Source organism: Bradyrhizobium sp. 87, assembly GCF_023073015.1.
GTDB classification, from domain to species: Bacteria; Pseudomonadota; Alphaproteobacteria; order Rhizobiales; family Xanthobacteraceae; genus Bradyrhizobium; species Bradyrhizobium canariense_D.
Map to the genome: position 1 here is coordinate 52,338 of NZ_JADPIQ010000090.1, position 23,788 is coordinate 76,125.

At 63.9% G+C, this 23,788-nt stretch carries 23 protein-coding genes; 12 read left to right on the forward strand and 11 right to left on the reverse strand.

Annotation, left to right across the window (positions count from 1 at the left end):
* The first annotated feature begins 158 nt into the window (after positions 1-158).
* From phaC to IVB50_RS22875, 3 genes are all read left to right on the forward strand, one after another.
* Entirely contained in the window at positions 159-1,961 is a 1,803-nt protein-coding gene (phaC, locus tag IVB50_RS22865; RefSeq protein ID WP_247297667.1) for a class I poly(R)-hydroxyalkanoic acid synthase, read from the forward strand.
* 65 nt (positions 1,962-2,026) lie between these two features.
* The gene (locus IVB50_RS22870; RefSeq protein ID WP_018454432.1) at positions 2,027-2,425 is read left to right on the forward strand and encodes an MAPEG family protein; all 399 of its coding nucleotides are present in this window, start codon (positions 2,027-2,029) and stop codon (positions 2,423-2,425) included.
* A 182-nt stretch (positions 2,426-2,607) separates the two neighbouring features.
* Positions 2,608-3,375: an outer membrane beta-barrel protein gene (locus tag IVB50_RS22875; RefSeq protein ID WP_247297400.1), complete on the forward strand. Its 768-nt coding sequence runs from the start codon at positions 2,608-2,610 to the stop codon at positions 3,373-3,375.
* Between the two features lie 65 nt (positions 3,376-3,440).
* Here IVB50_RS22875 and argC read toward each other — a convergent pair whose 3' ends face one another.
* From argC to IVB50_RS22890, 3 genes are all read right to left on the reverse strand, one after another.
* Positions 3,441-4,424, reverse strand: coding sequence for an N-acetyl-gamma-glutamyl-phosphate reductase (gene argC / locus IVB50_RS22880; RefSeq protein WP_018454434.1), 984 nt, complete (start codon positions 4,422-4,424; stop codon positions 3,441-3,443).
* Complete coding sequence (locus IVB50_RS22885) at positions 4,421-5,089, reverse strand: FMN-binding negative transcriptional regulator (RefSeq protein ID WP_247297402.1); 669 nt, start codon at positions 5,087-5,089, stop codon at positions 4,421-4,423. The genes argC and IVB50_RS22885 overlap by 4 nt, the downstream gene beginning before the upstream one ends.
* 223 nt (positions 5,090-5,312) lie before the next feature.
* The gene (locus IVB50_RS22890) at positions 5,313-5,843 is read right to left on the reverse strand and encodes a DedA family protein (RefSeq protein ID WP_018454436.1); all 531 of its coding nucleotides are present in this window, start codon (positions 5,841-5,843) and stop codon (positions 5,313-5,315) included.
* Positions 5,844-6,116: 273 nt separating this feature from the next.
* Here IVB50_RS22890 and parE point away from each other — a divergent pair, with 273 nt between their 5' ends.
* The 4 genes from parE (at position 6,117) to IVB50_RS22910 (ending at position 10,595) form a co-directional block, all read left to right on the forward strand.
* On the forward strand, positions 6,117-8,159 hold the full coding sequence (parE, locus tag IVB50_RS22895) for a DNA topoisomerase IV subunit B (RefSeq protein WP_018454437.1): 2,043 nt from the start codon (positions 6,117-6,119) through the stop codon (positions 8,157-8,159).
* Between the two features lie 455 nt (positions 8,160-8,614).
* Positions 8,615-9,397: an outer membrane beta-barrel protein gene (locus IVB50_RS22900; protein WP_018454438.1), complete on the forward strand. Its 783-nt coding sequence runs from the start codon at positions 8,615-8,617 to the stop codon at positions 9,395-9,397.
* 221 nt (positions 9,398-9,618) lie between these two features.
* A complete protein-coding gene (locus tag IVB50_RS22905) occupies positions 9,619-9,804 on the forward strand; it encodes a hypothetical protein (protein ID WP_007591540.1) in 186 nt (61 codons plus the stop codon).
* A 20-nt stretch (positions 9,805-9,824) separates the two neighbouring features.
* Complete coding sequence (locus IVB50_RS22910) at positions 9,825-10,595, forward strand: glucose 1-dehydrogenase (protein ID WP_018454440.1); 771 nt, start codon at positions 9,825-9,827, stop codon at positions 10,593-10,595.
* Between the two features lie 108 nt (positions 10,596-10,703).
* Here IVB50_RS22910 and IVB50_RS22915 read toward each other — a convergent pair whose 3' ends face one another.
* Both IVB50_RS22915 and IVB50_RS22920 read right to left on the reverse strand, forming a co-directional pair.
* Positions 10,704-11,474, reverse strand: a complete 771-nt coding sequence (locus IVB50_RS22915) for an outer membrane beta-barrel protein (RefSeq protein ID WP_204511099.1) — start codon at positions 11,472-11,474, stop codon at positions 10,704-10,706.
* Positions 11,475-11,653: 179 nt separating this feature from the next.
* On the reverse strand, positions 11,654-12,910 hold the full coding sequence (locus IVB50_RS22920; protein WP_247297404.1) for an FAD-dependent oxidoreductase: 1,257 nt from the start codon (positions 12,908-12,910) through the stop codon (positions 11,654-11,656).
* Between the two features lie 119 nt (positions 12,911-13,029).
* Between IVB50_RS22920 and IVB50_RS42465 the strand changes: the two genes are divergently transcribed.
* Positions 13,030-13,164, forward strand: a complete 135-nt coding sequence (locus IVB50_RS42465; RefSeq protein ID WP_256465053.1) for a hypothetical protein — start codon at positions 13,030-13,032, stop codon at positions 13,162-13,164.
* A gap of 135 nt (positions 13,165-13,299) precedes the next feature.
* Here the strand turns inward: IVB50_RS42465 and IVB50_RS22925 are convergent, their stop codons facing one another.
* Positions 13,300-14,814, reverse strand: coding sequence for a caspase family protein (locus tag IVB50_RS22925; RefSeq protein ID WP_018454444.1), 1,515 nt, complete (start codon positions 14,812-14,814; stop codon positions 13,300-13,302).
* Between the two features lie 210 nt (positions 14,815-15,024).
* Between IVB50_RS22925 and IVB50_RS22930 the strand changes: the two genes are divergently transcribed.
* From IVB50_RS22930 to fabA, 4 genes are all read left to right on the forward strand, one after another.
* Complete coding sequence (locus IVB50_RS22930) at positions 15,025-15,990, forward strand: helix-turn-helix transcriptional regulator (RefSeq protein WP_085353493.1); 966 nt, start codon at positions 15,025-15,027, stop codon at positions 15,988-15,990.
* 272 nt (positions 15,991-16,262) lie between these two features.
* Entirely contained in the window at positions 16,263-17,831 is a 1,569-nt protein-coding gene (locus tag IVB50_RS22935; protein ID WP_026232735.1) for a DEAD/DEAH box helicase, read from the forward strand.
* A gap of 166 nt (positions 17,832-17,997) precedes the next feature.
* Entirely contained in the window at positions 17,998-19,065 is a 1,068-nt protein-coding gene (locus tag IVB50_RS22940) for a GGDEF domain-containing protein (protein WP_085353495.1), read from the forward strand.
* A 105-nt stretch (positions 19,066-19,170) separates the two neighbouring features.
* Positions 19,171-19,701 (forward strand): bifunctional 3-hydroxydecanoyl-ACP dehydratase/trans-2-decenoyl-ACP isomerase, encoded by a 531-nt coding sequence (fabA, locus tag IVB50_RS22945; protein ID WP_085353496.1) that lies wholly within the window; start codon positions 19,171-19,173, stop codon positions 19,699-19,701.
* Positions 19,702-19,761: 60 nt separating this feature from the next.
* On the opposite strand, the gene IVB50_RS22950 is transcribed toward fabA, so the two are convergent.
* From IVB50_RS22950 to sufD, 5 genes are all read right to left on the reverse strand, one after another.
* Complete coding sequence (locus IVB50_RS22950) at positions 19,762-20,202, reverse strand: TfoX/Sxy family protein (RefSeq protein ID WP_018454449.1); 441 nt, start codon at positions 20,200-20,202, stop codon at positions 19,762-19,764.
* A 181-nt stretch (positions 20,203-20,383) separates the two neighbouring features.
* Positions 20,384-20,794: an iron-sulfur cluster assembly accessory protein gene (locus IVB50_RS22955; protein WP_007609828.1), complete on the reverse strand. Its 411-nt coding sequence runs from the start codon at positions 20,792-20,794 to the stop codon at positions 20,384-20,386.
* A gap of 74 nt (positions 20,795-20,868) precedes the next feature.
* Positions 20,869-21,240, reverse strand: coding sequence for an SUF system Fe-S cluster assembly protein (locus IVB50_RS22960; RefSeq protein ID WP_007591551.1), 372 nt, complete (start codon positions 21,238-21,240; stop codon positions 20,869-20,871).
* A complete protein-coding gene (locus IVB50_RS22965) occupies positions 21,237-22,484 on the reverse strand; it encodes a cysteine desulfurase (protein WP_204511094.1) in 1,248 nt (415 codons plus the stop codon). Before IVB50_RS22965 ends, IVB50_RS22960 begins: the two co-directional genes overlap by 4 nt.
* Positions 22,481-23,785 carry a Fe-S cluster assembly protein SufD gene (sufD, locus tag IVB50_RS22970; protein WP_247297406.1) on the reverse strand — a complete coding sequence of 435 codons (1,305 nt, stop codon included), beginning with the start codon at positions 23,783-23,785 and terminating at the stop codon, positions 22,481-22,483. Before sufD ends, IVB50_RS22965 begins: the two co-directional genes overlap by 4 nt.
* Positions 23,786-23,788 lie beyond the last annotated feature (3 nt).

Consider the following 23,788-nt stretch of genomic DNA (forward strand, 5'->3'; position numbering starts at 1 on the left):
AATAGCCCCAGTCCATCAAGCCGAGCGGTGCGGCTCGATTGTGACGGAACCAAGAAAATTTGTCGCACTGCAACACATCTTCGAGAGTGTTTAACGCCAAACATGCGAGCTTCGCGGTGACGAATACGGAATGAATCGTTACTGTTCTCCTCATGAGTATGGCCACCACCGATACGCCCAACCCCGAGACGAAGTTCGATGCGGAAGCCTTCGCGATGAATGTCGCGCGGGCGATGGAAAGCGGCGGCAAGGCGCTTGCCGCGTACCTGAAGCCGCGCGAGAGCGGCGAGGTGCAGGATCGTCCGCCGGCGGAGCTTACCGAGGTCATCAAGACCTTCACCGCCGTCGCCGAATACTGGCTGTCGGATACGTCGCGGGCCTCCGCACTCCAGACCAAGCTCGCCAAGGACTATCTTGACCTCTGGGGCTCGGCGGCGCGCCGCATGGCCGGTCAGGACGCACCGCCCGCGATCGCACCCTCGCCGCGCGACAAGCGCTTTGCCGATCCGGAATGGAAGTCGAACCAGTTCTTCGATTTCATGATGCAGCTCTATCTGCTCACGACCAAATTTGCGCAGGAGCTTGTGCGCGAAGCCGAGGGCCTCGATCCGCAGACCCGCCGCAAGGCCGAGTTCTACGTCCAGCAGGTCACCAACGCGATATCGCCCTCCAACTTCGTGCTGACCAATCCGGAAGTGCTGCGCGCGACGGTGGCCAGCAGCGGCGAAAATCTCGCGCGCGGCCTGAAGATGCTGGCCGAGGACATCGCCGCCGGCAAGGGCACGCTGAAGATCCGTCAGTCCGATCCGGACAATCTCGTCGTCGGCGTGAACATGGCGACGACGCCGGGCAAGGTGATCTACCAGAACGAGATGATGCAGCTGATCCAGTATGCGCCGGCGACGGAGAAGGTGCTGCGCACGCCGCTCCTGATCATCCCGCCCTGGATCAACAAATTCTACATCCTCGATCTCAAGCCGGAGAAATCCTACATCAAATGGTGCGTCGATCAGGGCATCACCGTGTTCGTGATCTCATGGGTCAATCCCGACAAACGCCTCGGAGCCAAGAGCTGGGAAGACTATATGAAGGAAGGCCCGCTCACGGCGATGGACGTGATCGAGAAGGTCACCGGCGAGATGAAGGTGCACACCGCGGGCTATTGCGTCGGCGGCACCATGCTCGCGACCACGCTGGCCTGGCTCGCCGAGAAGCGCCGCCAGCGCGTGGCGTCCGCGACGTTCTTCGCGGCACAGGTCGACTTCACCCATGCCGGTGATTTGCTCGTGTTCGTCGACGAGGAGCAGATCGCATCCCTCGAGCAGGACATGAAGGCGGCGGGCGTGCTCGAAGGCTCGAAGATGGCGATGGCCTTCAACATGCTGCGCTCCAACGATTTGATCTGGTCCTATGTCGTCAGCAATTACCTCAAAGGCCAGCAGCCGAGCGCGTTCGACCTGCTGCACTGGAATTCGGACGCGACCCGCATGACCGCGTCGAACCATTCGTACTACCTGCGCAATTGCTACCTTGAGAACCGGCTCTCGACCGGCACGTTGGTGCTGGACAACACCTTGCTCGATCTCTCCAAGGTCATGGTGCCGATCTACAATCTCGCAACCCGCGAGGACCATATCGCGCCGGCTGAATCGGTGCTGTACGGCTCCCAGTTCTTCGGCGGCCCGGTGAAATACGTGCTGTCCGGCTCGGGCCACATCGCCGGCGTGGTCAATCCGCCCGCCTCGAACAAATACCAGTACTGGACCAACGACAACGTGAAGTCCGCCAACGTCGCCGAGTGGATGAAGGGCGCGGTCGAGCACAAGGGCTCGTGGTGGCCGGACTGGCGGCAATGGCTGGGCGCACTCGATCCCGAGGAAGTCCGGGCCCGCACGGTCGGCAGCGAGGCGTTTCCCCCGATCGAGGACGCGCCCGGCAGCTATGTCAGGGTTCGCGCATAGCAGAATCTTCCGCGCTTTCGTATAAGCTCCATGCCTGCAGCAGAAATTGATGAGGGGACCGGGTTATGACGCGTGAATTGTTCTGGCTGACACTGACGGTGGTCCTGACCGGAATCCTCTGGATTCCCTACACCATCAACCGCTGCCAGATTCGCGGTCTTGGTGGCGCGATGGCCAATCCCTCGCGCACCGACAAGCCGCAGTCGGAATGGGCGAACCGCCTGATGTTCGCGCATGACAACGCCGTCGAGAACCTCGTGCTGTTCGCGCCGCTGGTGCTGATCCTGAACGCGATCGACTACTCCTCGAAGTGGACGGTGCTTGCCTGCGCCGTCTATTTCTGGTCGCGCGTTGCGCATCTGATCGTCTATGCGATGGGTATTCCCGTCTTCCGCACCCTCGCCTTCACCGTCGGCTTTCTCGCCCAAGCCGTGCTGGCGCTAGCGATCTTCAAGGTACTCTGATCGGCCCCGGATGGGTTGGCGCCCGCAACGAACGGGTGAAATCTCAAAGGCCTATCGCGGCTGCCGGTGTTGCCGAATGACGACAGTGCGTAAAAAAGCAGCAATGCCCTCTTGGGCTGACGCGATGGATCGCACATCCAGAGGTATATTCGCCCATCGCAATTGATTGATTCGGGGCAGACATGAATTGGAAGATTGCATCCGCGCTCGCCGGCCTCTCGCTCGCCGCCGTCGCGACCCAGGCTAACGCCGCAGATCTCGCCGCCCGTCCTTACACCAAGGCGCCGCCGATGATCGCCGCGATCTATGATTGGAGCGGCTTCTACATCGGCGCCAACGGCGGCTATGGCTCGTCACGCAATTGCTGGGACCAGACGGTTGGTTTCGCGGCCGGCGTTGCGGAAGGCTGCCATGACGCGACGGGCGGCGTCGCCGGCGGCCAGATCGGTTATCGCTGGCAGAGCAGCGCCTTCGTATTCGGCCTCGAAGCGCAGGGCGACTGGGCGGACCTCTCCGGCCGGAACGCCAGCACCGTGCTCGGCGTCGCGAACCGCACCCGTGTCGATGCTTTCGGCCTGTTCACCGGCCAGATCGGCTACGCCTGGAACAGCGCACTGCTTTACGCAAAGGGCGGCGCCGCCGTCACCCGCAATCGCTACCGCGGCATCGGAACCGGCGGTCTGGCCGGAGCCGAGTTCGACGGTGCCGACGACACCCGCTGGGGCGGCACGGTCGGCGTCGGCATCGAATACGGCTTTGCGCCGAACTGGTCGGTCGGCCTCGAATACGACCATCTGTTCATGGGCCGGCGCGACGTTACCCTCACGGCAAACGGCGTGCTGGCACCCGTCGGCACGTTCTCACGTACCGACCGCATTGGCCAGGACGTCGACTTGATCACGGCCCGCATCAACTACAGGTTCGGCGGCCCGATCATCGCGAAGTACTGAGAAGCGCCCCTCGCGGCCGTCATGCCCGGGACAAGCCCGGTCATGACGAGCAGCGAATGTTGCTCCTACGCCTCCGGCAATCCCAGCATTAGTCGCATGTTCTGCACGGCCGCGCCGGACGCGCCCTTGCCGAGATTGTCGAGCCGCGCGACCAGCACCGCCTGATGGTACTTGTCGCTGGCGAAGACGTAGAGTTCGAGCGTGTTGGTCTCGTTGAGCCCTTCCGGCTCGAGCTTGCCACCCTTGGTCGTCTCGTTCTGCAGCGGCATCACCGAGACGTATTTCGAGCCGGCGTAACGCTTTGCCAGCGCGGCCTGGAGATCGGCGCCGCTGGGCTTGCCGGGCAGCGTGTCGAGCTGGAGCGGCACCGACACCAGCATGCCCTGCCGGTAGTTGCCGACCGACGGGATGAAGATCGGCCGCCGCGTCAGGTTCGAATAGAGCTGCATCTCCGGCAGATGCTTGTGCTCGAAGCCGAGGCCGTAGAGTTCGAAGGACGGCGCGCTGCCGTCCTCGAAACTCGCGATCATCGACTTGCCGCCGCCGGAATAGCCGCTCACCGCATTGATGGTGACGGGATAGTCGCGCGGCAGCAGGCCGGCATCGACGATCGGTCGCAGCAGCGCGATCGCGCCGGTCGGATAGCAGCCGGGATTGGACACCTTCTTCGCAGCCTTGATCTTGCCAGCCTGATCCGGCGTCAGTTCCGGAAAGCCATAGGCCCAGTCGGGCGCGACCCGGTACGCGGTCGAGGCATCCAGCACCTTCGGGCCCGACGGCCCCATGCTGTCGATGAGCGCAACCGTTTCCCTGGCAGCATCGTCGGGCAGACAGAGGATGACCAGATCAACCTTCTCCATCAGCGCCTTCTTGGCCGCGGGATCCTTGCGCTTGTCGTCGGCAATCGTCTTCACGACCACGTCGCTCTGCAGCTTCAGCCGCTCGTTGATGCCAAGCCCGGTGGTGCCGGAGCCGCCGTCGACGAAGACGGTGGCCGGCTTTGTCGCAGCGCCAGTGGTCGGTGCTTTCGTCGTTTCAGTGAGGCTCATGGCGCGCTCCTTTCGAGCATGTTGGTTTCGGATGCGAAGGCATCCGGCCTTACGTCCTGCATCAGTTGCGCGATCTCCCTGGCGTCGGCATGGGCTTGCGCGCCAAGCGCATTGGCGATCGCCGCATAATCGGCGTCGGACTTGTGCTGGTTGAGCTTGAAGCTGGCTTCGACCTCCTCAACCGTCATGACCAGACCCACGATCGCCTTCTTCATCGCCTCGAGCCGCCCGGCCGTCATCTTGCCCGACGTCCACGGCTTCTTCGGCAACAGCCAGTTCTCGAACTTGTTGCTGAGCGTATCGATTTGCACGGCCAGTTCACCATCCGACAACAACCGCACCGGCCCGGTCAGATGGACCGACTGGTACAGCCAGGTCGGCACCTGATCCGGCGAGACGTACCAGTCCGGCGACACGTAGGCATCGGGGCCGTTGACCGCGAGGAGCCAGGAGGTCGTCCCGTCCGCAAGCTTTAGCAGCGGATTGTGACGGGCGACATGAAACGCGGCCTGCGGCGTGCCGTCCGCGGCATAGGTCAAATAGAACGGCAGCGGCGAGGCGATCGGCTTGTGGCCGTCGAAGGCGCACATGGTGCCGAAGCCGCGCGTGTCGGCGAATTTCAGGCTCGCGGCGCGGTCCTGCTTGAAAAAGGGTGGCGTGTACATCGTAGTCTCCTGCTGGCCTCCTTGGTGGCCGCCGGATCAGATCGCACTGACAGGAGAGAGAATGCCGCGGATCGGATCCAGCGGCAAAGACGATGATCTCAAACGCGATCGACCGCCCAAACCGCAAAGCTGCGGCGGCGGCGACGGGCGAACAGGATGGTCGCGGCGTTGATCATGGCGCGGTGCTATAAGGCCAGTTGCGGTCGCCGTCAAGGTTCCGACGTCACACCACGCCCCAGATCCATTCCATGATCTTGGCGATCACATCTCCGAACAGCAGCAGCGCCGCCGACCAGATCAGTGCCGAGACGAAATTGGCGGCCTGGAAGCTCCAATAGGGCATCTCGAAAATGCCGGCTGCAAGCGGCACGGAGGCACGCAAGGGGCCGAAGAAGCGGCCGATGAAGATGCTCGGCACGCCCCAGCTGCGCACGAAGGCCTCGCCTCTGGGCAGGAGTTCCGGATAACGCGAGAGCGGCCACATCTGCGCGACCTGCTCCTTGTAGCGATAGCCGAACCAGTAAGAGACCCAGTCGCCCAGCGCCGCCCCGATGCCACCGGCGATCCAGACCGGATAGAAGCTGATGCCACTCGCGCCGATCAGCGCGCCGATAGCGACCAACGCGCCCCAAGCCGGGATCAGCAGCGAGATGAAGGCCAGCGACTCCCCGAAGGCGAGCACGAACACGATGGGAGCTGCCCACGTCTGGTGAGCGCGCACGAAATCGGCGAGCCCGTGCGCAAACTGCTCCATTCAAAAATAGCCTTTCCGTCCTGCCCGAAGGTGCTGCTCGATGAAAAGGACTGGTAAGCCAATGACTTGTGTGACATCAAGTCACAAAGCCAGGTCCAGCCGGACCGGACCGTCACATTGCCGGGAATTGATGGGGATGCGGCGTAAAATCGCCGGGATTGGCTCCCAACCACACCGCCCGGCCCGCCCCGCGATAACCTTTCCAGGCGAGAAGTGGCATAGTCGGCCCAACCGATTCGCCGCTCATGCGGCCCTCAAAACGCATAAAGATATATGTCCAAGCAGTTGAAGCCCAAAGCAAAAGACGATTTTTTCGGCGGCGATGAGCCCAAGCCCCGCGCCGCCAAGGCCGCCCCGCGCGCGGGCGGTGCCGAGGCCGACTACACCGCAGCCGACATCGAGGTCCTCGAAGGTCTGGAACCGGTGCGCCGCCGGCCCGGCATGTATATCGGCGGCACCGACGAGAAGGCGCTGCATCACCTCTTCGCCGAAGTCATCGACAACTCGATGGACGAGGCGCTCGCGGGGCATGCGACCTTCATCGGAGTCGAATTGAGCGCGGACGGCTTTTTGACCGTCACGGACAACGGCCGCGGCATCCCGGTCGATCCGCATCCAAAATTCCCGAAGAAGTCGGCGCTCGAAGTCATCATGTGCACGCTGCACTCGGGCGGCAAGTTCGACTCCAAGGTCTACGAGACCTCGGGCGGCCTGCACGGCGTCGGCATCTCCGTGGTGAACGCCCTCTCCTCGCTGCTCGAGGTCGAGGTCGCGCGCAGCCAGAAACTCTATCGCATGACGTTCGAGCGCGGCCACCCAAAGGGCAAGCTCGAGGATCTCGGCAAGATCAACAACCGCCGCGGAACCCGCGTGCGCTTCAAGCCGGACACCGACATCTTCGGTGCCAAGGCAGCGTTCAAGCCGCAGCGCCTGTTCAAGATGACGCGTTCGAAGGCGTATCTGTTCGGCGGCGTCGAGATCCGCTGGAATTGCGCGCCCGAACTGCTTAAGGGCGTCGACGACGTGCCGGCGGAAGCGACGTTCCACTTCCCCGGTGGCCTCAAGGACTATCTGGCCGCCGCGATCCACGCCGACACGCTGGTGCATCCCGACATCTTCTCCGGCAAGTCGGGCCGCAACGGCGCGCATGGCGCCTGCGAATGGGCGGTGGCCTGGACCGCGGATGCCGACGGCTTCCTGTCTTCCTACACCAACACTGTGCCGACGCCCGACGGCGGCACGCACGAATCCGGGCTGCGCAGCGCGCTGCTGCGCGGCCTCAAGGACCACGCCGAACGCGTCGGCCAGGGCAAGCGCGCGTCGTCCATTACGTCAGAAGACGTGATGGTGGGTGCAGCCGTGATGCTCTCGGTGTTCGTGCGCGAGCCTGAATTCCAGGGCCAGACCAAGGACCGTCTCGCCACCGCCGAAGCGCAGCGCATCGTCGAACAGGCGATGAAGGATCCGTTCGACCATTGGCTGTCGGGCAATCCGAACCAGGCCAACAGGCTGCTCGACTTCGTGGTCGACCGCGCCGAGGAGCGGCTGCGCCGCCGCCAGGAGAAGGAGACCGCGCGCAAGACCGCCGGCAAGAAGCTGCGCCTCCCCGGCAAGCTCGCCGATTGCAGCGATGCAGGGTTGGAAGGCTCAGAACTCTTCATCGTCGAGGGTGACTCGGCCGGCGGCAGCGCCAAGCAGGCGCGCGACCGCAAGACCCAGGCCGTGTTGCCGCTGCGCGGCAAGATCCTCAACGTCGCGTCCGCCGGCAAGGACAAGCTGACGGCGAACACGCAGCTCGCCGACCTCGTGCAGGCGATCGGCTGCGGCATGCTCGCGCAGTATCGCGAAGAGGATCTGCGCTACCAGCGCATCATCATCATGACCGACGCCGATGTCGACGGTGCCCACATCGCGTCGCTGCTGATCACCTTCTTCTACCGGCAGATGCCGCGGCTGATCGATGAAGGCCATCTCTTCCTCGCCGTGCCGCCGCTCTACAAGCTGACCAACGGCACGAAGTCGGTCTACGCCCGCGATGACGCGCACAAGGCAGCGCTGATCAAGAGCGAGTTCAACGCCAACGCCAAGGTCGAGGTCAATCGCTTCAAAGGCCTCGGCGAAATGATGCCGGCGCAGCTCAAGGAAACCACCATGGATCCGGCAAAGCGGACCATGTTGAAAGTGGTTCTGCTCGCCGACGACCGCGACACCACGGCGGATTCGGTGGAGCGCCTGATGGGCACCAAGGCCGAAGCGCGCTTCGCGTTCATCTCGGACAAGGCCGAATTCGCCAACGACGACCTGCTGGACGTCTGATCCGCAGGCGCTGCCCGGTCGTATCCATCCAGAGCCCCGGCATGATGCCCGGGGCTCTTTTGTTTTTGGAAGATGACAACCGCTCTTTCCCGCCAATCCCGCCAACGTCCGCCTCGATTTCGTTGATTCCCGGCCTCATCGCGCCGCGACTCGGCCAACGACTCACCGAGCCATGACTGATGCAGGACTGCCTCCATTTCGCACAAAGCCGGATTCGCTAACGAGAAGCTACCAAAACGCAAATCGCAAAATTCGACGTACTGCATTGATAATGCGTACTTATTTCACATTTCCACGACGGCACCCAGAATCCCTGCCGTGCGGCGTTTCCCGGCGACTGTGCCTGCTCTGCAACAGCATTTCGGAGAGAAGCAGGTATAGTCCGGGACATCAGATCACACGGACTTCAGTGCGCTCGCGCCTGCCAGACAGACCAAAGCTTGGGGATTTTTAAGATGAAGAAGATTTTGCTCGCACTGACCGCGGTTGCTGCCATGACCGCTTCGGCTTCGGCCGCTGACCTTGGCGCCCGTCCCTACGCGAAGGCCCCGATGGCGGCTCCCGTCGCCAACTGGACCGGCTTCTACATCTTCGGCGGCGCCGGCGGCGGCCTCTCGGCCTCTGACCAGCGCGTCCAGACCACGGTTGGCGCAGTTCCCCTGACGATCGATCAGCGCCAGGGTGGCTCGGGCTGGTTCGGCACCGTCGGTCTCGGCTACGACTGGCAGTTCAGTGGCACCTGGGTCGCCGGCGTGTTCGCTGACGGTCAGTTCGGCAGCATCCGTGCTACCATTCAAGATCCCCTGCTCGGCATCACCGGCAACCAGAAGCTGGAAGACTCCTGGGCCGCTGGTGTGCGCCTCGGCTGGCTGGTCGCTCCGAACGTTCTCTCCTACGTCAACGGCGGTTACTCCGGCGCCCACTTCGGCAGCACCAACTTCATGACCTTGGCTGGCGCTCCGGCCGGCGTTCACCTCAACGGCTACAACCGCAATGGCTGGTTCATCGGCGGCGGCGTTGAGAACAACCTGAACATCTTCGGCATCCAGTCGCCTGGCTGGTTCATGAAGACCGAGTACCGTTCGGCCTTCTACAATGCCAAGACCCAGGACATCCTGTTCGATGCCGGTAACCTCCCGGTCGGTCAGAGCATTCGCGCCAACAGCTGGAACCAGACGATCTCGACTTCGCTGGTTTACCGCTTCAACTGGACCGGTCCGGTCGTCGCGAAGTACTGATCCGAACGCAAGTTCAGACGTCAAAGCCCCGGCATCGTCCGGGGCTTTTTCGTTGTACGGTGCTTCAGCGGACCTTGCGTATGGACATGCATCCGCCCTGCGGCCTGCATCAGCGGCCATTGTATCCGAACCACGGCTACGGCTAGTCTCCTGCTAAGTTTTCGGGCCGCGGCTATCGTCATGCCGCGTCACGACAGAAGCGGACTAATGGGGAGGAATGCATGCGCAGATTTCTGCTTGTAGCAGGCCTGTTTGCCCTTGCCGTCGGGCTGCTCTGGATCGGACAGGGTACGGGCACCGTCGCGTGGCCGCGATCGAGCTTCATGGTCAACCAGCTGCAATGGGCCGGCTATGGCGCAGCCATGGCCGGCTTCGGGCTGGTGCTGATCTGGCAGAGCAACCAATAGAAGAACCAGGGAATAGCAGCATGACAACCAGTCGGTTCGATCTCCGCGGCAAAGTCGCGATCGTCACGGGAGGCAATGGCGGCATCGGGCTCGGAATGGCCCGTGGCCTCGCCGATGCCGGCGCCAACATCGCCGTGGTCGGACGCAACGAAACCAAATCCGCCGCCGCCGTCGCCGACCTCAGCCAACGCGGCGTGAAGGCGATCAGTGTTGCCACCGACGTCACTGACAAGGCGGCCATCGCCGCGATGATCGATCGCGTCGTCAGGGATTTCGGCCGCATCGACATCCTCATCAACAATGCCGGCATGAGCATCCGCAAGCCGCCGCACGAGCTCGAGCTCGACGAGTGGAACACGGTGATCAACACCAATCTCACCAGCGCCTTCCTGTGCTCGAAGCTGGCTTATCCGGCGCTGAAGGCGTCCGGCAACGGCAAGGTGATCAACATCGGCTCGATGATGTCGATCTTCGGCGCGAGCTTCGCAACGGCCTATGCGGCGAGCAAGGGCGGCATCGTTCAGTACACGCGCGCCTGCGCCAATGCGTGGGCGCCCGACAACATCCAGGTCAATGCCATCCTGCCGGGCTGGATCGACACCGACCTGACCCGCGGTGCGCGGCAGCAGGTATCGGGATTGCACGAGCGGGTGCTGGCACGCACGCCTGCGGGGCGGTGGGGCGACATCGACGACTTCGCCGGCATCACCGTGTTCCTCGCCTCATCCGCCTCCAACTTCGTCACCGGCACCGCGATCCCCGTCGATGGCGGGTTCTCGGTGATGGCGTAGGCCGCACCAATAAATCTGCACACAAAAAAGAAGCCCCGGACAATGCCGGGGCTTTTGAATTTGGGCAGTGATCGTCTTTTATGGCTGCTTGGTCGTTCGTTGACCCACTTAGTAGCGGGCGATGACCGGCGCGTCGAACTTGTAGCTGGCGCGCACGACGGCCCACTGCAGGTCGCGCGGCTTGGCATCGAAGCTGTAATTGCCGGAGGTGCCGCCGAGTTGATAGGTCTGGCTGGCGAAGGCTGCGTAGTTGTACTCGAGGCCGACGATCCAGTTGCGGGTGATGCCGTATTCCCAGCCGGCACCGACGGTCCAGCCGTTGGCCCAATGGGTCTGACCGCCGGAACCGGTGGCCGGACCGACCGTATCGGTGACCGACAGACGGTTGTTCACGCCGGCATAGCCGCCCTTGATGTAGAACAGGTTGTTCTGCACGGCGAAGCCCGCGCGACCGACGACGGTGGCAAGCACATTGGTGCGCCAGGAGAACACGTCGTCACCCGCGCCGAACGCGGTGTTCAAGAACGAGCCCTTGTTGTCGAGGCCCGAGATCGTGCCTTCCATACCGAACACGTAGTTGTTGGCCTGCCAATTGTAGCCGATCTGGGCGCCGCCCAGGATGCCGGAGTTGCGCTGACGGTAGCCCTGCCCCGGGGTCAGATCGCCGAACGGTGCGCCGGTCCCGTTGTTGATGAACTGCTCGTTGGTCCATGCACCGCCGATGTGGCCGCCGACATAGAAGCCGGTCCAGTTGAACATCGACTCCATATAGGCCGGCGCCTTTGTGTAGGGCCGAGCACCGAGATCGGCGGCGGAAGCGGCGCCGGTCGAAATCAGAGCGGTCGTGCAGGCGAAGGCGGCAATCAACTTGTTACGCATGGTACACCCCGTGTCCTTTGATGGGTGCACGCTCACACGCAGGTCTTACTCAAATTTGAATCAAGACAGTTAAGACGTCGGATTGGCAAGCAGCGCGCCTTCAATCCGTTTGCGCTGTTGCACGCAGGCAACGCGTCGAGCGCGATTTAACGCCGCGTTATCCCTACCGGGCCCTTGCGCTACCGTGCCGGCGCAGCCTTCGACTGCACGTGCTCGGGCCGGACGCCAAGCGCGAGCAGGCGCGCCGGAATGCCCTGGAGCCACGGCAGCGCGGTGATGAGGCGCAGGACCAGCGGCACTTTCAGCGGCCGGTCGCCGCCCTGCAAGGCGCCGCTGATGATGTTGTTCTGCACGATCATCTGCATCCGCTGCGTCATCTTCACCGGGAATTCGCGGCGACGGCGCACGGCATCGAGTTCGTCCTCCGACGGGCAGCCGCGCTGCAGCTCGTCCGCCAGCAGGTTTGCGGTCGCGACCGCATCCTGGACGGCGAGATTGACGCCGACACCGCCGACCGGCGACATCGCATGTGCGGCGTCGCCGATCAGAAGCAGGCCCGGCCGCGTCCAGCGCGGCAGGCGGTTGATCGCGACGGTGAGCAGCTTGACATCGTCGAAGTTCTTCACCTCGGCTATGCCGCTCTTCAGGACCGGCGCCATGCGAACGACGTCGTCGAGCAGCGCCTGCAATCCCCTCGCCTTCACCGCGTCGTATTGTCCCTTGGCGATGACATAGGCGCACTGCCAATAGTCGCCGCGGTCGAAGGTGATCATCATCTTGCCGGGCTCGACGCGCGCGAACAGGTTCTCGGTCTCGTTCGCCTTGCGTCCGACGCGGAACCACAGCACGTCCATTGGCGCGCCGATCTCCTCGACCTCGAGGCCGGAATGCTGGCGCACGGTCGAATGCCGGCCGTCACATGCGATGGTGAGATCAGCTTCGATGTCCACGATACCGTCAGGCGTATTCGCCCGCACGCCGGCGATGGTCTCGCCGCGGCGGATCAGATCGACGGCCTCCGTGTTCATCATCACCTGCAGCGAGGCGAAGCGCTGGCCGGCCTCGCGCAGGAAATTCAGGAAATCCCATTGCGGCATGAAGGCGATGAAGGGGTACTTGGTGCGGAGGCGGCTGAGATCGGCGATGCGAACGGGGGTACTGCCGAACAGGCCGTCCAGCTTTTGCAAGCGCTGATGCGGCAGCTTCAGGAATCCGTCGATCAGGCCGAGCTCGTCCATCACCTGGAGCGTCGAAGGATGCACGGTGTCGCCGCGGAAGTCGCGGAAGAAATCCGCATGCTTCTCCAGCACCACGACATCGATGCCGGCGCGCCCGAGGAGATAGCCGAGCATCATGCCCGCCGGTCCGCCGCCGACGATGCAACACCGCACCTTCAGCGGGGAGCCCTGGGGACGCTGCAACGTATCGGGTTTCACGGTCGGGTCCTCCTTCACGAGCCAAGCATTCTGTGCAGTGCAGCAAACAAGATTCATTTGCTGCGGTTGTGAATGGCCGTTAGCCTTGCCTCCAATTCCGACTCATTCGGGAAATTGCAGTGCAGACAATCCTCATACTGCTCGGCGTCTGGATCCTGATCAACGTGCTTTTCGTCTTGATCATGATCGCACCGCGCAGGCCGCCGCTTGCGCCGGTGCGCATCGAACAGAACGGTTATCCGCACGAGGAGTAGGTCAAGCTCCTGCCGCGCCAAGTCATCATCTCGATCGCGATGGGCGCTTTCTTCCCGCTGACCCCGTCCTTGATCGAGGCCCTCAAACGCTTCATCCGGAAGCGCCGCGAATAGCTAAGCGGCCTGCTCGACACCTCAGTTGTTGCTGCGGTTCGCGCTGCGGAAGCTCTTGATCTCCGACACGCTGCCGTCGCGATAGGTCAGCTCCACCGAGATGAACTGCGTTGCCGGCGCGAGCTTCATGGAGAGCGGCATGCCGGCGCTGATCGCACTGGGATCGCGCATGTCGCAGCCCGGCATCTTCAACACCTGGTTCGGAACGGCGGTATCGATGCCGATGCGCACCTCGCGGATGGCGCAGCGGTAGGACACTAGGTGCGTGTAGTAGACCAGCAGCCCGTTGAACTCGCGGAATGACAGCCAGCTCGTCGCGGTCATGTCCAGGATCTTGCGCTGGTCACGGATCAGCGCGGCTTCGGGATCGAACCTGATCGGGAACGGCCCCTGCATGTCACCGGATTGGTCGACATAGCGAACCTCGATGGTGCCGGCCTGCGCGTCCGGCGGCAATTCGATCGACGGGTTCGGCATCCTCTTGCGCGTGCGCGGGTCGAGCGTATCGATGAAGCCGGTTTCGCGGAAGTCGCCGTTGCCGGCCATGCGCCAGGAAACGCCGAGGGTCGGATCGGCAAAGGAGAACACCACGCTCCAGCCGCCATTGTGACGCGAGAAGCTCGCGATCGGCGCGTTGGTGGTCTCCTCCTTCGGCACGCGCGGCACCGACACCGGTGGCAGCGCCGCGAGCTTCTGCGCCGGCGGATCGGCCGGGCGCGCGGCGGCATCCTTGGCGATGCCGCTGAGGAAGACGTCATCGACCATCTGATCGAAATAGACCGGCACCTGCCTGTGCTTGACAGTGTCGGCCATCTCGCTCACGAGACGGCGCGTACGCTGCGCCACTTGCACCAGGTTCTCGCCGGGCTGGAGCAGTTCCTTGGCGAAGGTGCGCGTGAATACCGAATTGGGATTGGCGTCGTCATTGGAGAGGCGGTCGAGCGCGGTCTGGCGCGGGCCCGCCGAGAAGACCGAGAACACGCCTTCGGGCAGCTGCACCATCGGGGCAAGCCCGCCGCCACCGGAGACGGCGCGGGTACCCTTGCGCTCGAACGGGTTGTTGCGGCAGGCGTCGAACACCAGGATCGAGGTCCGCGCCTTCTTGTTCTGGAGGCGCTCGACGATGCGATCGGCCAGGATGGAGGCGTCACGCACCAGTTCTTCCTGCCCTTCCGTCGCCGCGGGCACGTCCGTCGGCAGCAGATAGTTCTGGCCTGCGATCTCGAAGCCGTGGCCGGCATAGAAGAAGAACGCGGTGTCGCCGGGCTCGATCGTCCGATCGAACGCGAGCAGCGTCTCCGAAAATTGCTGCCGGCTCTGGTTTTCGGCGAGCATCACGGAGAATCCGAGCTGCTTCAGCGTATCGCCCATGGTGCGGGCGTCGTTGACCGCCTTGAGCAGCTTCGGAACGTTCCTGTAGTCGTTGTTGCCGACGACGAGCGCAACGCGCTTCTCGGCACAGGCGGGAAGCGCGAAACCGCTGAGGCCGGCCGCAAGGCCAAGCGCTGCCAGTACTCTGAGAAGCCGACGCGTCATCGAAAATCCCTCAAGAACGGCCCACGCCGGTTCCCTCGAACAGCGGTTCATGGGAACCGCGCCTTTGATGTGATAGTCGGCCCAGCCACATCGCTGGTTCAACCGCCCTGAGGACTCAGGTCTGTTGTCCAGCCTATGGTAGATGCCACCGGAATTTGCTTTTTCTCGGTCAATTCTTGTGGGCAATTCCGCTGGAAGCGAGGGGCCGCCGTGTATCGCTGGTGCACCGACGAGGTCGAGCCGCACGACCGCTTCGACTTTTGGCGCGAGGTGCGCGCCAAGGGCCTGTTCGGCGTCACCGTCGAACTCGAGCCCGAACGCCGCGCGAACTTCTTCGGCGAATTCTCGCTGCGCCGGCTTGGCGGAGCCGGCCTCGTCGAGCTGAAGGCCTCCCATTACACGGTCGAGCGCAGCGTGACCGACATCGCTCACGCGCCGGGCGACAGCCTCTGCGTCTATCAGCAGCTCGGCAGCGGCGCGTGGTTCGGCGGCATGCGCGGCAGCGACTTCACGATCGCCAATGGCAGCTTCGCCACCAGCCATACCGACCAGACCTATCGCGCCACGCCGCTGGGCACGGGCGGCTTCCACCTGCGGATCCTGAAGATTCCCGTGAGCGGCCTCTCCATGCAGGACAAGCGCATGCGCGAGCTTGCGCCCCGGACGTTCGACGATCCCGGCTTGAAGCCCCTGCTCGACGCCTGCTTCGCCGATCTCGGTACGGTTGCCGCGGGTGATGACGGCGCCGCCGATGCCGCTTCGCTCGTCGAGGCTTTAGCCCATCTGGCGCTGATCGAGCGCGGCATGCTGCGGGCCGGCAGCCGCCTCGGGCAGGCCGCGCTGCGGACCGCCCGGCTCTCGCAGGCGCGGCGCCTGATCGCGCGGCACCTGCAAGACCCAAATCTGGCGCCGGCCATGGTGGCCGACCTGCTCGGTGTCTCCGTGCGTCACCTGCACATGCTGTTCGAAAGCGCGGCAAGGAGTTTTTCGCAAACCGTGACGGACGAACGCCTGAACCAGAGCCGCCGCTTGATGCGCGAAGCCCCGGACCGGTTGATTGCCGACATCGCGACCTCCTGCGGCTTCGAGAGCGTCGCGACCTATTACCGGGTCTTCAACGCCGCCTACGGGATCGCGCCCGGCGACTTCCGCGCGCAGGGGCCGGAGGGGCGCTAGCCGACGTTTGGGCGGAAAACCGCAGCCGCTCCCACTATTTGGGCGAAAACCTCAGGTTTTTTAGGGCCTTCCCGCGCCCGCTCCATTGACTTTGGCCGATTCCCCCCTATGTTCCGTGGCGACGCGGCTCAGATCGAAGAGCGATTCCTGAGTTTGGCGCTTTGTTCGCGTGAGTCAGCACCCCCAGCTTCTTTGAGAGCGCGCCGTTTTGGGGTGGAACGCGACAGCCTTATTACCCTCGATTCCGAACGGCGGTTTCGACCAGAGGCTCAATGTCTTTTACCCATCTCGGACTATCCGAAAAAGTCCTCGCTGCAGTGGCGGCCACCGGTTACACCACCCCCACCCCCATTCAGGAACAGGCGATCCCTCACGTCCTCGCTCGCAAGGACGTGCTCGGCATCGCCCAGACCGGCACCGGCAAGACCGCGGCCTTCGTGCTGCCGATGCTCACCATTCTCGAAAAGGGCCGCGCCCGGGCGCGCATGCCGCGCACCCTGATCCTTGAGCCAACCCGCGAACTCGCGGCGCAGGTGAAGGAAAACTTCGACCGCTACGGCGCGGGCCAGAAACTCAACGTCGCCCTCCTGATCGGCGGCGTTTCCTTCGGCGACCAGGATGCCAAGCTAACGCGCGGCGTCGACGTGCTGATCGCCACTCCCGGCCGCCTGCTCGACCACACGGAGCGCGGCGGCCTGCTGCTCACCGGCGTCGAGCTGCTCGTCATCGACGAAGCCGACCGCATGCTGGACATGGGCTTCATTCCCGACATCGAGCGCGTCTGCAAGCTCGTCCCGTTCACGCGGCAGACCCTGTTCTTCACCGCGACCATGCCGCCGGAGATCCGGCGCATCACCGAAACCTTCCTGCACAATCCGCAGAAGATCGAGGTATCGAAGCCCGCCACCACCGCTGTCACCGTTACGCAGTGTCAGGTCCCGGCCGGGCGCGAGGCGCACGAGAAGCGCGAGCTGCTTCGCCGATTGCTGCGCGAGGCGAAGGATCTCCAGAACGCGATCATCTTCTGCAATCGCAAGCGCGAGGTCGCCGTCGTTCACAAATCGCTGCAAAAGCACGGCTTCAGCGTCGGCGCGCTGCACGGCGACATGGACCAGTCGGCCCGCACGGCGGCACTCGAGCAGTTCCGCAAGGGCGAGCTGCCCCTCCTGGTCGCATCCGACGTCGCCGCCCGCGGCCTCGACATCCCCGAGGTCAGCCACGTCTTCAATTTCGACGTTCCCCACCATCCCGACGATTATGTCCACCGCGTCGGCCGCACCGGTCGCGCAGGGCGGTCCGGCATGGCGATCTCGCTCGTCACGCCGCTCGACCAGAAGTCGATGGTGGCGATCGAGAAGCTGATCGGCCAGAGCATTCCACGCGCGGAGGGCGATTTCGAAGTCCGCACCGATGCTTCCGACGCGAGCGAGCGTCCGCGCGAGCAGCGCGGCCGTGAACGTTCACGCGGCGGACGCGGCAAGCCGCAGCGCGGCCGCGATCGTGAGCGCAGCCACGAGCCGCGCGAACCGCGTGGCGAGGCACAGCCTTCGGCCGAAGCACGGTCCGCTCCCGAGACAAGGCCCGCTTCCGAAGCAAGGCCCGCGCGCGAGGCAAGGCCTCCGCGTGAAGCCAGACCTTCGCGTGAAGCCAGGCCGCCGCGCGAAGCCAAGCCATCATCCGAGCCGCGTGACGGTGCGCGCCAGCAGGCCAATCCGTCGCATGTGCCGTCGATCGGCCGTCCCGAGCCGCGCCGCCAACGCGAAGCCGACAGCGAGCCGGGTGACCACTCGCATCTGCCGGCCTTTCTGCTGCGTCCAGTTCGCTCCCCCGCCGGCGCCTGAAGCACGATGCGCGCCCGGCTTTGGTTGAAACCAAGCCGGCGCGCACTTTTTCGGATGCATTCGTGGACGTATATTTACGGGGCGTTCACGATCGTCCGTTAGCCTACGAACATAATTTAAGTATTGCTGCGGTCGTCGGCGCGCCGGTCGCTGTGGGGTATGTTCCGTGGTCAAGGTGCTCGACGAACACGAACGCACGATGGCGTTCGCCCAGGTAGCGCTCGGTCAGATCCGATCGCTACGGCAGACGGCAATTCCCCGCAATTACGAGATCTGGTACGTCTACGCCACCGGCTACAACGCCCCGCTCAACAAGATCATCAACGAGACGCTGGCGCGAAGCGGCAAGCTGACCGAAGCCGATCTCGATCAGATCTACGAGACCTACCTCTCCCACATCAAGACCACCGAGCGCATCGACAAGGTCGGCGCGCGCGTCATCGGCGAGATCGACGACGTCATAAAGGTTCTCGGCGACGCGCTCGCGATGACCGGCTCCTACGATGCGAGCCTGTCAGACGCGACCAAAAAGCTGTCATCGGCCGAAAGCCGCGAGCAGATCAAGTCGATCATCGAGACGCTGCTGCATTCGACCAGCGAGATGCGCGAGACCAACAAGGCGCTGGAAGACCGGCTGACGCTCTCGAGGAGCGAGATCAGCAACCTCCAGCAGAGCCTGGAGGCGATCCGCGCCGAGAGCCTGACCGATCCGCTGACGGGGCTCGGCAACCGCAAATATTTCGATCGCATGATCGACATGGCCGTGCAAGGCGCGCTCGCCTCCGGCGAGCCGCTGTCGCTGCTGCTGGTCGACATCGATCATTTCAAGTCGTTCAACGATTCCTACGGCCATCTCACCGGCGACCAGGTGCTGCGGCTGGTCGGCCTGTCGCTGAAGCAGACCATCAAGGGCCAGGACATCACCGCCCGCTATGGCGGCGAGGAATTCGCGGTCGTGCTGCCCAACACCGCGCTGCGCCAGGCCCTCACGGTGGCCGATCACATCCGCCGCGCGGTGATGGCGAAGGAACTAAAGAAGAAGTCCACCGGCGAAATCCTTGGCCGGGTCACCATCTCCGTCGGCGTCTCCATGCTCAAGCAGGGTGACGACACCGATGCGCTGATCGAACGCGCGGATGCCTGCCTCTACGCCGCCAAACGCAACGGCCGCAACCGCGTGATCTGCGAGGCCGATCCGGAATTCACGGTCGAGACCCATAACCGGGTGGCGTGACGCCGAAGCCGCGCACCGCCAGCGCTTGACATTCTGACCCGACGAACGACATCTCCCTCGCCGTCTTGAGGCGTCCGACTGCGAAGATCCGGAGGACTTGTCGTCTTGCCCAATCCGCATGATTTTCACTCACCGCAACCGTCCTACACCAGGGACGAGCTGCTGAGATCGAGCGAGGGCGGCTATTTCGGGCCGGGCAATGCGCAATTGCCAGCGCCGCCGATGCTGATGATGGATCGCATCACGGAGATCAGCCTGGATGGCGGCGAGTTCGGCAAGGGCCATATCGTCGGCGAACTCGACATCGCGCCGGGCCATTGGTTCTTCGATTGCCACTATCACGGCGATGCCACGATGCCAGCGTCTCTGGGTTTGGATGCCATGTGGCAGATGGTCGGCTACTGGCTGGGATGGTCGGGCTCGCCGGGCAAGGGCCGCGCCATCGGCGTCGGCGAAGTCGCGTGCACGGGCGAGGTCACACCGAACGCGCAACGCGTGCGCTACGAGGTCTCCATGAGGATGGTCCGGCGCGGCAAGCTGGTGCTCGGAATTGCCGACGGTCGCGTGCTGGCCGACGGCGTCTGCGTCTTCACCGCCAGGGACATGCGGGTTGGTCTGACCAAGGCCGTGGAGTGAAGTCCCATCGGGTGGGCAAAGGCGCTCAGCGCCATGCCCATCATCTCCCACACCAGCACCTCAGCGGAGGGCACGCTTCGCTTTGCCCGCCCTGCGCACTGTTTTCTTCTTGGTCGGCCGCTTCGTTGCAACGGGCTTCTTCGCAACCTTCTTCGCCGCCTTCTTCACCTTGGGCGGCTTCTTCACCTTGGCGCGCTGGGCAGCAGCAAGCGCGGCCCTCGCCCATTGCGCGAGTTCCGCGGAATCGTCGAACAGGCGGGCCGGCAGCTCCCAATAGGAGTTCACCACCACGGTCTTGGCGCGGGTCGAGTATTGGAACGGCTTCGAGCCTTCCGCCTCAAAATCCGGGATGGTCATCTCGTCAGCGCGGAAGAACAGGCCGGCGCGCAAGGCCAGCGCGAAGTTGACGCCGTCGGCGGAGATGCCGTAGCCGGAGAACATTTTCCGGATGGCGACGGGGCCGAAATCGGCGAACAGGTCGATCAGAAATTCGCGGTCCATGGCTGAACTATTTCCGCACGGTCGTCCTGGCGAAAGCCAGGACCCATTCCACGGGAGGGAGTTTAGCGAAGACTGCCAGTCGTGCCAGCGTCGGTATTGGCACCGACGATCACCGCGAGATCACGCGGTATGGATCCTGGCCTTCGCCAGGACGACAGCGGAGCGATTTGCGAGAAACGGACTACCCGTCGATCTGCGCCGGGCGCAGCTCGACGGACTCGCCGCAGCCGCAGGCGGAAATCTGGTTGGGGTTGTTGAAGACGAACTGGGCCTGCATCTTGTCGGCCTTGTAGTCCATCTCGGTGCCGAGCAGGAACAGCACGGCCTTCGGATCGACCAGGATCTTGACGCCCTTGTCCTCGACGACCTCGTCGGTCGGGCGGACATCATGGGCGTATTCGACGGTGTAGGACTGTCCGGCACAGCCGCCGTTCTTGACGCCGACGCGCAGGCCAACGATCTCGGAATCGGCCCGCTGGGTCAGCTCGCTGATGCGCTGGGCGGCAGCGTCCGTCAGCCGCATGACCTGCGGGCGGGGCCGCCTCGGCTTTGGAGTGGATGCTGGTGTCGAGCCCGACGATATCTGTGTCATGTCAATGATGTGGTCCGTTGCCGAGCGAATTCAATGCCAAGGATCTAACAAGGATCTAAAGCCGAGGTTACGCGTCACCACATGTTGAGCACGAGGCGGGCCTCGTCGCTCATGCGTTCCGGCGTCCATGCCGGCTCCCAGACCACCTTGACGTCGACCACGCCGACGCCGGGGACGCTGGCGACCGCGTTCTCGACCATGGTCGGCAGCTCGCCGGCGGCCGGGCAATTCGGTGTCGTCAGCGTCATTTGCACATCGACGGAACGATCGTCCTTGATCTCGACCTTGTAGATCAGGCCGAGCTCGTAGATATCAGCCGGGATTTCCGGGTCGAACACGGTCTTGAGCCCGGCGATGATCTCGGTGGTGAGACGCTCGGTCTCCTCAGGCGGCAGCGCCGACTGGGTTTCCATCGGATTGGCTTTGATTTCGGCCGTGTCACTCATGCGAACAAATCCCGCGCCTTCAACAGCGCCTGTGCCAGATGATCGACTTCTTCCCGCGTATTATACATGCCGAACGACGCCCGGCATGTGGCTGTGACGTTGAACCGCTCTAAAAGCGGCATCACGCAATGGGTGCCGGCGCGCACCGCGATGCCCTGGCGGTCGATCACGGTGGCGACGTCGTGGGCGTGCGCGCCCTTGAGTTCGAAGGAGATCACCGGGCCCTTGCCCCGCGCCGTGCCGATCAGCCGCAGCGAGTTGATCTCGCGCAGCTTATCCTGGGCGTAGGTGACGAGATCGTGCTCGTGCGCGGCGATGCGCTCCTTGCCGATCGAATTGACGTAGTCGATCGCCGCGCCGAGCCCGACGGCCTCGACGATCGCCGGCGTGCCGGCCTCGAATTTGTGCGGGGGATCGCCGTAGGTGACGATGTCGCGCGAGACCTCGCGGATCATTTCGCCGCCGCCGTTATAGGGGCGCATCGCGACCAGGTGGTCGTAGTTGGCCCAGAGCACGCCGATGCCGGTCGGCCCGTAGACCTTGTGGCCGGTGAAGACATAGAAGTCGCAGCCGAGGTCCTGGACGTCGACTGGGATATGCACCGCGCCCTGGCTGCCGTCGACCAGCACGGGAATGCCGCGGGCGTGGGCGATCTTCACGACGTCCTTGACCGGGACGATGGTGCCAAGCGCGTTCGACATCTGCGTGATCGCGACCAGCTTGGTCTTCGACGTCAGCAGCTTTTCGAATTCGTCGATGAGGAAATTGCCCTCGTCGTCGACCGGCGCCCATTTGATCACGGCACCATGGCGTTCCCTGAGGAAATGCCAGGGCACGATGTTGGAGTGGTGCTCCATGATCGAAATGACGATCTCGTCGCCTGCTTTGATGTTCGGCTCGCCCCAGGACGAGGCGACGAGGTTGATCGCCTCGGTCGCGTTGCGGGTGAAGATCACTTCCTCGGTCCGCGGCGCGTTGATGAACTGCGCCACCTTGGTGCGGCCGCCCTCATAGGCTTCGGTCGCGGCGTTGGCGAGATAATGCAGGCCGCGGTGCACGTTGGCATATTCGGAGGTGTAGGCCTGCGTCATGCGATCGAGCACGGCGCTCGGCTTCTGCGCAGATGCGGCGTTGTCGAGATAGACCAGCGGCTTGCCGTAGATCTGCATGGCCAGCGCCGGAAAATCCTGGCGCACGCGCGCAACGTCGTAAGAGCCGTTCTTGACTGCCGGATGCGTGCTCATTGGCGCCGCTCCAGCCAGCGCTCGGCAATGCCGATCACGTGCTCGCGCAGATCATCGTTGGCGATCTGCTCGATCGCCTCGCCGACGAAGGCCTGGATCAGCAGCGCCTGGGCCTGCTTCTCCGGCAGGCCGCGCGCCTTCAGATAGAACAGCAGACTGTCGTCCAGCGCACCGGCGGTGGCGCCGTGACCGCAGGAGACGTCGTCCGCAAAGATCTCGAGCTCGGGCTTGTTGTCGGCTTCCGCCTCATCCGAGAGCAGCAGCGCGCGGATCATCATCTTGCCGTCGGTCTTCTGCGCATCGGGACGAACGATGATGCGGCCCTGGAACACCGAATGGGCGCGATCGTCGATCACGGCGCGGAAAACTTCTCGGCTGACGCAGTTCGGCACGGCATGGTCGACCACCAGCGTGGTGTCGCCATGTTCGGTCTTCTGCAACAGGTTCACGCCGTTGACGGAGAGCTCGCTGCCCTCGCCTGCCAGCGTGATGAAGCCCTGCAGGCGGCTGACTGCCGCGCCGGTCGTCATGTTAAAGAAGTTCAGCTTTGTATTCGCGCCGACCGTGACGAACTGCGAGGTGATGTTCACAGCATCCGGCGAATCGTCCATCAGACGGATATGCGCGATGTCGGCATTATCGCCAACCGAGAGGATGACGGCATCGTTGACCTGGTAAGCCTTGGCGCCGGCCGCGACAAAGCTCTCGATGATCGTGGCACGAGCGCCCTTCCCGACCGCAACCTGCGAGCGGGTGAAAGCCGACGCGGAAGATGCAACCGCGATGTGAATGATCTGGATCGGCGCGGACAGCTGCGTGCCGTCGGCGATATGAAGCACGACACCGTCGGTCGCCATCGCGGCGTTCAGCGCGATCACCGCATCGGTGGCCGCGGTCTTTAACAGACCGGAATCCTTCTCCAGCGTCTCCCGCAATGTCTTAAAGCCCGCCTCGGAGGCCAGCGCCTTGACGTCGGAGAGATCGGGAGCGAACACGCCGTCGACCAGCACCAGCTTGCGGGCGCCCGTGATCGCATGCGCTTTCACCGCGTCCGCGGCGCGCTTCAACGCAGTCGCATCGGGCGCAGCCGCGAGCGGCAGTACCTCGCCGACCAGCGCGCGCAGATCGGTGTACTTCCACTCCTCGATCCGGCGGTGCGGCAGGCCGAGACGCTCATAGGTCTCGAACGCCTCGCGGCGTACCGCGATCACGGAAGGCGAACCCGGCAGCCGGCCTTCGGCGCTGGCGAAGAGATCGCTCACCGCGCGGCCGTTTCCGGTCTTTGCCACAGCAACGTTCATCTC

Bases quoted from the DNA above. Each gene is read 5' to 3' on its own strand.
- IVB50_RS22870 (WP_018454432.1), top strand. From the start codon at position 2,027: ATGACGCGTGAATTGTTCTGGCTGACACTGACGGTGGTCCTGACCGGA.
- sufD (WP_247297406.1), bottom strand. From the start codon at position 23,785: ATGAACGTTGCTGTGGCAAAGACCGGAAACGGCCGCGCGGTGAGCGAT.
- parE (WP_018454437.1), top strand. From the start codon at position 6,117: ATGTCCAAGCAGTTGAAGCCCAAAGCAAAAGACGATTTTTTCGGCGGC.
- IVB50_RS22910 (WP_018454440.1), top strand. From the start codon at position 9,825: ATGACAACCAGTCGGTTCGATCTCCGCGGCAAAGTCGCGATCGTCACG.
- phaC (WP_247297667.1), top strand. From the start codon at position 159: ATGGCCACCACCGATACGCCCAACCCCGAGACGAAGTTCGATGCGGAA.
- IVB50_RS22875 (WP_247297400.1), top strand. From the start codon at position 2,608: ATGAATTGGAAGATTGCATCCGCGCTCGCCGGCCTCTCGCTCGCCGCC.
- IVB50_RS22925 (WP_018454444.1), bottom strand. From the start codon at position 14,814: ATGACGCGTCGGCTTCTCAGAGTACTGGCAGCGCTTGGCCTTGCGGCC.
- IVB50_RS22905 (WP_007591540.1), top strand. From the start codon at position 9,619: ATGCGCAGATTTCTGCTTGTAGCAGGCCTGTTTGCCCTTGCCGTCGGG.
- argC (WP_018454434.1), bottom strand. From the start codon at position 4,424: ATGAGCCTCACTGAAACGACGAAAGCACCGACCACTGGCGCTGCGACA.
- IVB50_RS22950 (WP_018454449.1), bottom strand. From the start codon at position 20,202: ATGGACCGCGAATTTCTGATCGACCTGTTCGCCGATTTCGGCCCCGTC.
- IVB50_RS22900 (WP_018454438.1), top strand. From the start codon at position 8,615: ATGAAGAAGATTTTGCTCGCACTGACCGCGGTTGCTGCCATGACCGCT.
- IVB50_RS22965 (WP_204511094.1), bottom strand. From the start codon at position 22,484: ATGAGCACGCATCCGGCAGTCAAGAACGGCTCTTACGACGTTGCGCGC.
- IVB50_RS22915 (WP_204511099.1), bottom strand. From the start codon at position 11,474: ATGCGTAACAAGTTGATTGCCGCCTTCGCCTGCACGACCGCTCTGATT.
- IVB50_RS22890 (WP_018454436.1), bottom strand. From the start codon at position 5,843: ATGGAGCAGTTTGCGCACGGGCTCGCCGATTTCGTGCGCGCTCACCAG.
- IVB50_RS22960 (WP_007591551.1), bottom strand. From the start codon at position 21,240: ATGAGTGACACGGCCGAAATCAAAGCCAATCCGATGGAAACCCAGTCG.
- IVB50_RS22955 (WP_007609828.1), bottom strand. From the start codon at position 20,794: ATGACACAGATATCGTCGGGCTCGACACCAGCATCCACTCCAAAGCCG.
- IVB50_RS22885 (WP_247297402.1), bottom strand. From the start codon at position 5,089: ATGTACACGCCACCCTTTTTCAAGCAGGACCGCGCCGCGAGCCTGAAA.
- IVB50_RS22935 (WP_026232735.1), top strand. From the start codon at position 16,263: ATGTCTTTTACCCATCTCGGACTATCCGAAAAAGTCCTCGCTGCAGTG.